Source organism: Acinetobacter sp. YH18001, from assembly GCF_013416975.1.
Classification (GTDB): Bacteria; Pseudomonadota; Gammaproteobacteria; order Pseudomonadales; family Moraxellaceae; genus Acinetobacter; species Acinetobacter pseudolwoffii.
The window spans coordinates 95,203-106,223 of the sequence record NZ_VPEU01000006.1; the positions used below are offsets into that span (position 1 = coordinate 95,203).

Here is an 11,021-nt window from a genome sequence, read left to right on the forward strand (position 1 = left end):
TGTAGACTTAAGTCCTAAGCATTTCCGATAAATAAAAAGAGAGCAAACCTTTCAATCCACTCCCTCCTTAAATTTCCGTTATATAATAACATCGTTCTTGTTATTTTTCAGGTCAGTTTTACAGCTAAAAATCATAAATACCCCAAATAATTACATGTTCTTGTTCTATGGCACTTAACATCACCCGTCATTTCCTGACTACCTGACTCAACTTTATACATTTTAAGTATAGTATCTTTATTTTTATCTGATGATTTTTTATTTTGCTTCAATGGTTTGCACAAAAAAAGCACACCTTGTGGTGTGCTTTTTTCCAAACTGCTATCAGCAGCCTATTAACCTGCCATATCTAAAAGCATATTACGGATATGACCGATTGCTTTAGTTGGGTTCAAGCCTTTAGGACACACAGATACACAGTTCATGATGCCTTTACAACGGAACAATGAGAATGGATCGTCAAGACGAGCCAAACGCTCTTGTGTTCCAGTATCACGCGAGTCAATGATGAAGCGGTAAGCGTTCAACAATGCTGAAGGACCTAGGAACTTGTCCGGATTCCACCAGAATGACGGGCATGAGGTTGAACAACATGCACATAGAATACATTCATACAGACCATCAAGATGCTCACGCTCTTCAGGAGACTGTAAACGTTCCTTTGGAGGCGCAGGCTGGTTGTTGATCAAGAATGGATGGATCTTGTTGTACTGATCGTAGAACTGGTTCATGTCAACCACCAGATCTTTCACTACAGGAAGACCAGGCAATGGACGAACAGTAATTTCATTTGGTAAATCGTTCAGGTTCCAAAGACACGCCAAACCATTTTTACCATTGATGTTTACACCATCAGAACCACAAATACCTTCACGACATGAACGACGGAACGTTAAAGATTCGTCTTGTACTTTTAATGCTAGAAGTGCATCAAGCAACATACGGTGCTTGTCAGTCAATTCCAGTTTAAAAGTCTGCATGTACGGTGCTTTATCCTTGTCAGGATCATAGCGGTAGATATGAAATGTACGAGTACCTCTACTCATCTGAATTCTCCTGATTAGAATGTACGTGGTTTAGGTGGAATCGCGTCAACCGACAATGGACGGTAACGAACTGGCTTGTACTCAAGACGGTTGTCCACAGAGAACCATAATGTGTGCTTCATCCACTCATCATCACGACGACCATATGGATAATCCGCATGATCCGGTGACAATTCGAAATCTACCACAGTATGCGCACCACGACATTCTTTACGCGCAGCAGCTGAAATTAAGGTCGCTTTTGCAACTTCATACAAGTTTTCAACTTCTAATGCTTCAACACGTGCAGTGTTAAATACTTTAGATTTGTCTTTCAAATGAATATTACGAACACGTGGCTCAATTGCAAGAATCTGCTTTACACCTTCCTCAAGTAGTGCCGATGTACGGAATACACCTGCATGATCTTGAACGATGTCACGAATCGCATCTGCAACTTCCTGAGCATTCTCACCTGTTGTGGATTCGTCAAGTTTACGAATACGCGCAACCGTTTGCTCAAGTACAGTTGTTGGTAGTGGCTCGTACTCATCACCGTGATGCTTAGTCACATAATCGATGATGTGTTTACCCGCAGCCTTACCAAATACCACCAAGTCAAGCAGTGAGTTGGTACCTAAACGGTTTGCACCATGTACAGATACACATGAACATTCACCAATTGCATAGAAACCTTTCACTGGCTTAGTGAAATCACGTTCGGCTGCATTGGTCGAATAAACATCGGTATCCTTGTTGTAATGTGCCGCCAGCGCTTCAGTTTCGCGTGACTCAGGCACAACAACCTGACCATGAATATTGGTTGGAATACCACCCATTTGGTAATGGATTGTTGGTACTACTGGAATTGGTTCTTTGGTGATATCCACGTTCGCGAATTTCTTGCCAATCTCGAATACCGATGGCAGACGCTTCATGATCGTATCCGCACCTAAATGCGTCATATCAAGCAGGATATAGTCACCTTTAGGACCACAACCACGACCTTCTTTGATTTCTTGGTCCATAGAACGTGATACGAAGTCACGTGGCGCCAAGTCTTTCAAAGTTGGAGCATAACGCTCCATGAACGGTTCGCCATCTTTGTTACGAAGGATTGCACCTTCACCACGACAGCCTTCAGTCAACAATACACCTGCACCCGCAACACCCGTAGGGTGGAACTGCCAGAATTCCATATCTTGCAATGGAATACCTGCACGCGCCGCCATGCCAAGACCGTCACCAGTATTGATATAGGCATTGGTAGATGCACGGTAAACACGACCCGCACCACCGGTAGCAAACAATGTGGCTTTACCTTGGAATACAGCAATTTTACCAGTTTCCTGGTCAATTGCAGTGACACCAAGTACGTCGCCTGCTTCGTTACGGATCAAATCAAGTGCGATCCATTCTACGAAGAATTGTGTACCCATTTTCACGTTGCTTTGATAAAGCGTGTGAAGAAGTGCGTGACCTGTACGGTCGGCAGCAGCACATGCACGTGGCACCGCTTTTTCACCGTAGTTCGCAGAGTGGCCACCGAATGGACGCTGGTAAATTGTACCATCAGCGTTACGGTCAAATGGCATACCCAAGTGTTCTAATTCGTATACCACTTGAGGTGCTTCACGCGTCATAAATTCGATTGCGTCTTGGTCACCTAACCAGTCCGAACCTTTTACTGTGTCGTAGAAATGGTAGTGCCAGTTATCTTCTTGCATATTACCAAGAGATGCACCAATACCACCCTGCGCTGCCACAGTGTGAGAACGGGTTGGGAAAACTTTGGTCAGTACCGCAACTTTCAAACCAGCTTGAGCAAGTTGGTAAGACGCACGCATACCTGAACCACCACCACCCACGATGACTGCATCGAAGGTTTCGTGTGGAATATTTGTGTAATCTTCTTTAGGGTTTATAGCGCCCATGATTGTTTCCTATCAATTCGCCCAAAAAATCTGGATCGCCCAGATTGCATATGCCAACACAGCAATAATCACTGCTGAAGTCAGTACAATACGCAAACCATTCGCCGAAGGACCCATTTGACGAGTCGTCACATAGTCTGTGAAAACTTGCCACATACCAATCCAAGCGTGTGCAACAAGAGATAAGACTGACAATAAAGATAGAATCTTCATTGGAGTTGTCATCATGAAGCCATACCATTGTTCATAGCTGAATCCACTGTTACACAGGATCCAACCCAAAATAACAACGGTATAAACAGCCAAAATAACAGCACTAACACGTTGGAGAAACCAATCGCGAGAACCTGAACCTGTTAAACCAGTAGCGCTTTTCATTAGAGTACGATCCATACAAATGCTGCAACGATACCGATTGCAGACAAGATTAATGCGATAGTAGATGCGACACGGCCACTTTCTAATTCTTCAGCAACGCCAATGTCAGCAAGTAAATGCTTAACACCCGCAATAAAGTGAAAAATCAAGCCGGCGACAAATACCCATACAATGAAACGAACAATGAAACCATTCATGATTTCTTGAACTTGCGCAAAACCTTCAGGTGAAGACAGTGATTTGTCTAAAATCCAGAGAAGGACCGGTACGAGTAAGAATACGATAACACCTGAAAGACGGTGTAGAATTGATGCAATAGCCACGGGCGATTTTAAGTTTACTTCTAAAACTTGACCCATGGACAAATTGACAGGTCTGTTGCTTTTCACAGCGGGCATCCTGTAAGTAAAAACTCCATCCGGAGTTTGTTGGAATTAATTCGAAGGAAAGCTGGCATTCTTAGGCAAATACATGCCTAAAATCAAAACGACACTGAATTATAAAACGTCAACTATTAAAACACAAACAGATGGATTTGGCTTTTTCAAGAAAAACCCTTTAAATAAGAATCATTAACAACAACATATGAGGTTCTTTAGCGACTAAGAATCCACTAACTTTCATCTATATAATTGTTTTTAAATAATTAACTTGATCAATTTACTCTGTTATTCTTTTTAAAGCCAATTCCCGCTATTTAGACTAAAGATGCACAGTTGCAGCACAAATCTTATTTAAAATCTCGATTTAATTTAAATGGAAATCAAGCTCATACAGGTAGTGCAGCAGTTATTAAGATGGGTCTGCTTTCAGGTATAATTATAACCTGAGCTTAAAGAGTCACTTAGACTGCACTCGATGATGGATTTTTTGATCGCTTTAGAGGATTTGGATTCGAAAAATCACTCATTTATTTTTAGACTGGGGACCTTTGCTGCAAAGTTGGCCATTTATTAAGCTATTTTTTAATCAATTGAATCAAGTCAAAAATTTAATTAATTGCTTTTATTTATAATTCTGCATGTGCAAAGGAAATGAGTAAAAACCATGTAAGTTATGAGATTTATATAGTTTTAACAACTCCCAATAAGATCAGCGATACTTTTTCGCAGCATTTCTTAGTCTGAAAAAACGCTTACAAATAATTCAGGCCCTCTATTTTTTTCTGCACCTCTGTTTAAATTTGACTTATTATAGATGTTTGATGCTGTGATTTTACTGAACTTTTTATACCAAGATGGTGTGACTAAGCCGCTGTGCAAGCGTCATTTTTTCATCCATAAGTATAATTGACAAAATTTCAGTACTCACTAATCTTATAGCAAATTTTTGATCCATCCGTTTTGTGCATTAAAAGATTGATAGACAACTCGGATATACATTCACCAGGACAGGAGATCTATTGAATGTCTGAAGCAACTGGCAAGAAAGCCGTTTTACAGCTTGATGGCAAAGAAATTGAACTACCAATTTACAGCGGCACATTGGGCCCAGATGTAATCGACGTTAAAGATGTGTTGGCTGCAGGTCACTTTACTTTTGATCCTGGTTTTATGGCAACAGCGGCGTGCGAGTCTAAAATCACCTTCATCGACGGTAACAAAGGTGTACTTTTACACCGTGGCTACCCAATTGATCAATTGGCGACTAAAGCTGATTACCTAGAAACTTGCTATTTACTTCTTAATGGCGAACTTCCGACTGCTGAGCAAAAAGAAGAATTCGACGCTAAAGTACGTAACCACACAATGGTTCACGACCAAGTTAGCCGCTTCTATAACGGTTTCCGTCGTGATGCGCATCCTATGGCGATTATGGTGGGTGTTGTTGGTGCGTTATCTGCGTTCTACCACAACAATCTGGACATCGAAAATGTTGATCACCGTGAAATCACAGCGATCCGTTTAATTGCGAAGATCCCTACTTTAGCGGCTTGGAGCTACAAGTACACAATCGGTCAACCGTTTGTTTACCCACGTAACGACTTGAACTACGCTGAAAACTTCCTTCACATGATGTTCGCGACTCCTGCTGATCGTGATTACAAAGTTGATCCTATCCTTGCTAAAGCAATGGATCGTATCTTCACGCTTCATGCTGACCATGAACAAAATGCCTCTACGTCTACAGTACGTTTAGCTGGTTCTACTGGTGCTAACCCGTATGCATGTATTGCTGCTGGTATCTCGGCACTTTGGGGCCCTGCTCATGGCGGCGCGAACGAAGCTGTTCTTAAGATGCTTGATGAAATCGGCTCTGTAGAAAACGTTGCTGGCTTCATGGAAAAAGTGAAGACTAAAGAAGTTAAACTGATGGGCTTCGGTCACCGAGTTTACAAAAACTTCGATCCACGCGCGAAAGTCATGAAAGAAACTTGTGACGAAGTTCTTGGTGCGCTTGGCATCAACGATCCACAACTTGCTTTGGCTATGGAACTTGAACGTATTGCACTTTCTGACGAATACTTCATCAAACGTAACCTATACCCGAACGTAGACTTCTACTCAGGTATCATCCTTAAAGCGATTGGTATCCCGACAGAAATGTTTACTGTGATCTTCGCGCTTGCACGTACTGTTGGCTGGATCAGCCACTGGTTAGAAATGCACAGCGGTCCTTACAAGATCGGTCGTCCTCGTCAGCTTTATACTGGTGAAGTTCAACGCGATATCGCTCGTTAATTCGAACGGCGTTGCAAGACAGAAAAACCACCCTTTGGGGTGGTTTTTTTAGTGCTGACAAAATCCTACATATAGCCTCTTTAATCCATTTTAAAATGCATGAACCTCGACCATATTCATAGATTGAAAACTTGAACAGGATCTGTGCTTGATGTTGTTGTATGCCCTACCGTTTATTTTAAGATTCATCCGTTTTGAACAGTTTAAGTGCCGTAACTTAACGGCCGGTGAAATCAGAATCTGTCAGCAGGTATTTGGCAATCTGATTGACTATTCGGCAGTCAGAATCATGAATCACCCTTATTTACCCTGGCAATCCAGCCATGTGATTATGGCGCCCAGTGGTTATATCCATGCACGAAATTTAAATTATCGGGAAGACTATTCATGTGAAAGCTTGGCCTATCAGGCACTGTTTATTCATGAGATGACCCATATTTATCAATACCAACAGCAGATTAATGTGGTTTTAAAAGGCGCATTTCTACAAAGTGCTTATTTTTTAAGCTTAGGGAAATATAATCCTTACAAATATCAATTTAATCCCAACAAATCATTTTCACAGTATAATATTGAACAACAAGGTGATATTGCCCGAGATATTTTTCTTAAAAAAATACCCAATATTATTTTAGATAGCCAAACAATTGTTTGATATATAATCATTTTTATTCAAAATATCATCTTGATTTGGCATTTTGAAAATTAAGGCCATGAATAAATGATTTAAATCCTGAGATTTATTCATGTGCAGAAAACCTACATATTCTTTATTTTTGGATAATAACTTTTCATTTCAACATTCATTCTCGCAAAACAGCTCTAGCTTCTGGATTAAATTTCGATAAAATAACCCAAGTATGATATTTTAGCTCGCAGATCAAGATTTAACGATCATGTGATAAAGACGTTTTTTCTTTTGCCATTTGGCATTTTTTTAAGTATCAAAATGCACTCAGCTGGATAATTAGAATTATAAAAATCAGTGATTTAGTGTATTAACCTATAGGAATAGGATTTAATTGGAATGAAAAGTTTTAAAATTGCGATTGCTCAGCTCTCTCCACATGTGGGCAATTTGGATGCAAATACTCAAAAAATGATTGATCAGGCCAATCAGGCTAAAAAAGATAAGGCTGATCTGATTATCTTCCCTGAGCTTGCAATCTTGGGCTACCCTGCAGAAGATCTATTAATTCGTCCAAGTCTGGCCAAACGCACCAAAGCTGCTTTTGAAAAACTGACTGAAGTCAAAGATATTGTGATGGTCTTCGGTTTTGTAAATCAAACTGAAGATGGCCAGCGTTATAACTCAGCAGCCGTCATGAAAGATGGTGAGGTGCTGGGTATTTATAACAAACAGGTGTTGCCAAACTATGGCGTATTTGATGAAAAGCGTTATTTCGGTGAAGGTCATCAACATCTGGTATTTGAATATCTCGGACACAAATTTGGTGTGCTGATTTGTGAAGACGCATGGTCTTTAGCTACTGTACAGCAGCTGGCAAAACTCAATATCGAAACTGCTCTGGTACTGAATGCCTCTCCATATGAAGTGGGTAAACCACAACACCGTATCGAGACCATGGCAGCTCTGGTAAAACAATTGAATATCAATCTGGTCTATTGTAACCAGGTCGGTGGTCAGGATGATCTGATCTTTGACGGTACCAGCTTTGTGTTAAATAAATCTGGCGAAGTCGCGCTACAGGCCCCAAGTTTCCAGGAAAGCCTTTCTATCGCAGAATATGATGCTGAACAGCTTCAATTTAGCAAAGGTACAATTACACCTGCGCTGGACACCATGGCTGAGATCTATCAGAGCCTGGTGATGGCAACCCGTGATTATGTACAGCGTTCTGGCTTCCCCGGCGTGATTCTGGGCCTATCCGGTGGGATCGATTCTGCCCTGACCCTTGCGATTGCTGCAGATGCCATTGGTGCAGACAAAGTTCAGGCGGTCATGATGCCTTATACCTATACCGCGCAAATCAGCGTAGAAGATGCGGCTGAACAAGCAAAAAATATGGGTGTAACTTTTGGTATTGCCGAAATCAATCCGGTAGTAAACGGCTTTATGCAGGTACTCTTCCCGTTCTTTGGAAGCGCCCCGGCAGATGCGACTGAGGAAAACCTGCAAGCACGTTCGCGTGGCACCTTATTAATGGCGCTTTCCAACAAGTTCGGCAATCTGGTGCTTGCGACCGGAAATAAATCTGAACTGGCTGTGGGTTATTGCACACTGTATGGTGACATGGTCGGTGGCTATGCCGTCTTGAAAGATGTGTACAAAACCATTGTGTTTGAACTGGCGAAATATCGTAACAGTATTTCAGAAACACCCGTGATTCCAGAACGTGTCATTACTCGTCCACCATCAGCAGAATTGCGTCCAGATCAGGTCGATCAAGACTCTTTACCTTCGTATGACATTCTGGATGCCATCCTGTATTCATACATCGAAGAAGACATGAGTCAAGACGATATTATTGACAAAGGTTTTGATGCCGAGGTGGTGAAAAAAGTCATCCGTCTGGTCGACATGAATGAATACAAGCGCCGCCAAGGTGCAATTGGACCACGAATCAGTTCACGTTCTTATGGGCGCGAACGTCGTTATCCAATCGTCAATGGCTGGAAAGCAGGTAACTAAGCCCTTTTCTTAGTCATTTAAATCAAATCGCCCGAGTGAATACTGGGGCGATTTTTTATATCAACCATCAAAGTAGAAAATTAATCAACAATCACAGAAAAATAATTTTGGAAATATCTGAAATTTTACTGGATGCTTCAAATAATTTTTATCATGCGCCATACTTTTTAAAAGACAAAAAAAGAGACCAAGCTGAGAGCTTGGTCTTTTAAAATGGTGGCTATGACGAGACTTGAACTTGTGACCCCCGCATTATGAGTGCGGTGCTCTAACCAACTGAGCTACATAGCCGTAAACTGTGTGCGCATTATCGTAATTTCAGGTGCTATCGTCAAGCATTTTAAAACACAAATGTTCAGTCTTTATGCAAATGAAGAATAAACTCTTAAACTTTAAACAATATTAGATTTTTTATTTGGTATTTCACATATTCTTATGAAGAACTTTAATGCTTGGAGCTTTCACCGATGTACAAAATTAACATACTGATTCTTTTGCTCAGCACTTTAGCAATCACCGCCTGCCAAGTGATTTCTCCTATTTTTGTCAACTACAATGGAGTACGTCGCGATGTGGCACAGTGGATTAATCATCAACAATTCATGAGCATGCAACAGAAACGCACCTTGGCGCAATTAAGTCGGGCTCAACAGCAAATCAAGCGTTATCCGGAATATGATCAGACTCAACGACTGGCCATTGCCAAAGAAAATCAGATTGCATTCTATTGTGCACGTTTGCATGTGAACGAACATAAAATCCAGCAACTGCAACAACAAATTTTCGCACCTGAGACGCAGGCGATTTTAAATCAATATGAACAACTGGCACCACAAATCAAATTGGACCCGGCATCCATTCAATGTGATTGACAATCAGCTTGAATATTTCTATAAATCCATATAATTCAATTACTTAAAATCAATAAACCATGAAACTTAAAACTCAGAAACCTGCATTTAACTGTTTAATCTATTAGACATTATACCTATGTATTTACTTGGTTTTATTTTTATACAATACAGGCTATGATCAAAGTATAAACAACTATTCGTACTCGGTTTAACGCGTCATCATTTTTATAACACTTAATTCCCAACAGGAGAATTCTAATGCCTTTTGAACATATTTTAGTTCCTATTGACGGTTCGGAAACATCTTATGCTGCCGTTGATAAAGCAGTCGAAGTTGCCAAAGCATTTAACAGTAAAGTGACAGTGGTACAGGTACTGACACTCGACCCTTATATTGCTGCGGAATATATCTCTGCAGCGCAAACCAACGACCTGATTGAACGTGCCCGCACCTCGATCTTAAAAACTCTGGATGAAGCCAAAGCAAAATTCTCTGGTGCAGGTGTTGAAGTAGATACCCAGCTACTTGAAGGCCAGGTGATTTATAGCGAGATTGTCAAAGCAGCGAAAGATTTAAATTCTGACCTGATCATAATTGGTTCACATGGCCGTACCGGCTTCAAGAAACTGTTCCTGGGCAGCGTAGCTCAAAGCATTCTAGGTCAGGCCGATATTCCAGTGATGGTTATTCGCAAGTAATCCGTGCATCAAACTCAAAATCCCCACTTTCTAAAAGCGGGGATTTTTTATATCTAGACCCAACCATCCCACTGATAGCGTTTTAAATCCACACGATCACCATTCAGCACAATCCCTTCCTGTATCAGCTTTTGTTGCTGAATATTCTGGCCAGATGAATCAAGCTTGTTCAGACTGATTTTAGCTTGTGCATTGATCACCCGATACCAGGGAATGTCGGTATTTTCTTCCAGATGGCTTAAAACCCGACCCACTAAACGTGCATGTTGAGGTAAACCGGCCAGTCTGGCAATCTGCCCATAGGTTGCAACTTTTGCATAAGGGATCTGACTGACCACAGTCAAAATCATCTCTGCCATTTCCTGACTGGCTGAACTTGTCTTGCTGCATTTCATCTGTTCAATAGTACCTTTAAATAAAAGATCACGCCCTGATCCCCCTATTAACAGCTATAGGAAAATAATCACGCCTGATTAAATGCTGATTCAAGCGATCTCATTTCACTATTAAACATAATCCAGTAGCGCTTTATCTTCTGGATTTTATCTTTAGAAATTATCTGGATTTTCCAGCCGTTTTACCTCTTGAACTTTGTCTGGATGATGTACGGTAGCAACACCATCGATATCTTTCTGATCAATCAGAATCTCTGGCTGAAAAATAGTGATGGTTTCATTTCCTTTGACATCTTCTCCGACAATATATTGAAAACCCTTACGGTTCAGCTTGTGGCACATACGCTGGTACCAGCCTTTAAAGCCCTGTGTGTCTTCCTCGGGATTATAGTAAAAAGCATT

10 protein-coding genes, 1 tRNA gene and 1 pseudogene are annotated in these 11,021 nt (G+C 41.1%); 5 read left to right on the forward strand and 7 right to left on the reverse strand.

Annotation, left to right across the window (positions count from 1 at the left end):
• Positions 1-335: 335 nt before the first annotated feature.
• From FTV48_RS03930 to sdhC, 4 genes are read right to left on the reverse strand one after another with little or no spacing between them, the layout of a single operon-like run.
• Complete coding sequence (locus tag FTV48_RS03930) at positions 336-1,046, reverse strand: succinate dehydrogenase iron-sulfur subunit (protein ID WP_005171970.1); 711 nt, start codon at positions 1,044-1,046, stop codon at positions 336-338.
• A gap of 14 nt (positions 1,047-1,060) precedes the next feature.
• Positions 1,061-2,959: a succinate dehydrogenase flavoprotein subunit gene (sdhA, locus tag FTV48_RS03935; RefSeq protein WP_005171973.1), complete on the reverse strand. Its 1,899-nt coding sequence runs from the start codon at positions 2,957-2,959 to the stop codon at positions 1,061-1,063.
• 12 nt (positions 2,960-2,971) lie between these two features.
• Complete coding sequence (gene sdhD / locus FTV48_RS03940) at positions 2,972-3,337, reverse strand: succinate dehydrogenase, hydrophobic membrane anchor protein (protein ID WP_005096282.1); 366 nt, start codon at positions 3,335-3,337, stop codon at positions 2,972-2,974.
• Positions 3,337-3,735: a succinate dehydrogenase, cytochrome b556 subunit gene (gene sdhC, locus FTV48_RS03945; RefSeq protein ID WP_074383085.1), complete on the reverse strand. Its 399-nt coding sequence runs from the start codon at positions 3,733-3,735 to the stop codon at positions 3,337-3,339. Before sdhC ends, sdhD begins: the two co-directional genes overlap by 1 nt.
• A 1,008-nt stretch (positions 3,736-4,743) precedes the next feature.
• On the opposite strand from sdhC, the gene gltA reads away from it, so the two are divergent.
• The 3 genes from gltA to FTV48_RS03960 all read left to right on the forward strand — a co-directional run bounded on the left by gltA (position 4,744) and on the right by FTV48_RS03960 (position 8,671).
• Complete coding sequence (gltA, locus tag FTV48_RS03950; RefSeq protein ID WP_005096279.1) at positions 4,744-6,018, forward strand: citrate synthase; 1,275 nt, start codon at positions 4,744-4,746, stop codon at positions 6,016-6,018.
• A 151-nt stretch (positions 6,019-6,169) separates the two neighbouring features.
• The gene (locus tag FTV48_RS03955) at positions 6,170-6,673 is read left to right on the forward strand and encodes a hypothetical protein (protein ID WP_074383086.1); all 504 of its coding nucleotides are present in this window, start codon (positions 6,170-6,172) and stop codon (positions 6,671-6,673) included.
• A 372-nt stretch (positions 6,674-7,045) separates the two neighbouring features.
• The gene (locus FTV48_RS03960; RefSeq protein WP_179999456.1) at positions 7,046-8,671 is read left to right on the forward strand and encodes an NAD+ synthase; all 1,626 of its coding nucleotides are present in this window, start codon (positions 7,046-7,048) and stop codon (positions 8,669-8,671) included.
• 214 nt (positions 8,672-8,885) lie between these two features.
• Here the strand turns inward: FTV48_RS03960 and FTV48_RS03965 are convergent.
• A tRNA-Met gene (locus FTV48_RS03965) sits at positions 8,886-8,962 on the reverse strand.
• Positions 8,963-9,138: 176 nt separating this feature from the next.
• On the opposite strand from FTV48_RS03965, the gene FTV48_RS03970 reads away from it, so the two are divergent.
• Positions 9,139-9,543 carry a hypothetical protein gene (locus tag FTV48_RS03970; protein ID WP_005171986.1) on the forward strand — a complete coding sequence of 135 codons (405 nt, stop codon included), beginning with the start codon at positions 9,139-9,141 and terminating at the stop codon, positions 9,541-9,543.
• A 240-nt stretch (positions 9,544-9,783) separates the two neighbouring features.
• A complete protein-coding gene (locus FTV48_RS03975; RefSeq protein WP_005096273.1) occupies positions 9,784-10,224 on the forward strand; it encodes a universal stress protein in 441 nt (146 codons plus the stop codon).
• Positions 10,225-10,277: 53 nt separating this feature from the next.
• Here the strand turns inward: FTV48_RS03975 and FTV48_RS03980 are convergent, their stop codons facing one another.
• Together FTV48_RS03980 and FTV48_RS03985 are read right to left on the reverse strand one after the other, a co-directional pair.
• Positions 10,278-10,574, reverse strand: coding sequence for an MGMT family protein (locus FTV48_RS03980; protein WP_074383182.1), 297 nt, complete (start codon positions 10,572-10,574; stop codon positions 10,278-10,280).
• A 198-nt stretch (positions 10,575-10,772) separates the two neighbouring features.
• Positions 10,773-11,021: pseudogene (locus FTV48_RS03985) on the reverse strand (sodium:proton antiporter); the annotation flags it as partial.

Bases quoted from the DNA above. Each gene is read 5' to 3' on its own strand.
- FTV48_RS03930 (WP_005171970.1), bottom strand. From the start codon at position 1,046: ATGAGTAGAGGTACTCGTACATTTCATATCTACCGCTATGATCCTGAC.
- sdhA (WP_005171973.1), bottom strand. From the start codon at position 2,959: ATGGGCGCTATAAACCCTAAAGAAGATTACACAAATATTCCACACGAA.
- sdhD (WP_005096282.1), bottom strand. From the start codon at position 3,337: ATGAAAAGCGCTACTGGTTTAACAGGTTCAGGTTCTCGCGATTGGTTT.
- sdhC (WP_074383085.1), bottom strand. From the start codon at position 3,735: ATGCCCGCTGTGAAAAGCAACAGACCTGTCAATTTGTCCATGGGTCAA.
- gltA (WP_005096279.1), top strand. From the start codon at position 4,744: ATGTCTGAAGCAACTGGCAAGAAAGCCGTTTTACAGCTTGATGGCAAA.
- FTV48_RS03955 (WP_074383086.1), top strand. From the start codon at position 6,170: ATGTTGTTGTATGCCCTACCGTTTATTTTAAGATTCATCCGTTTTGAA.
- FTV48_RS03960 (WP_179999456.1), top strand. From the start codon at position 7,046: ATGAAAAGTTTTAAAATTGCGATTGCTCAGCTCTCTCCACATGTGGGC.
- FTV48_RS03970 (WP_005171986.1), top strand. From the start codon at position 9,139: ATGTACAAAATTAACATACTGATTCTTTTGCTCAGCACTTTAGCAATC.
- FTV48_RS03975 (WP_005096273.1), top strand. From the start codon at position 9,784: ATGCCTTTTGAACATATTTTAGTTCCTATTGACGGTTCGGAAACATCT.
- FTV48_RS03980 (WP_074383182.1), bottom strand. From the start codon at position 10,574: ATGATTTTGACTGTGGTCAGTCAGATCCCTTATGCAAAAGTTGCAACC.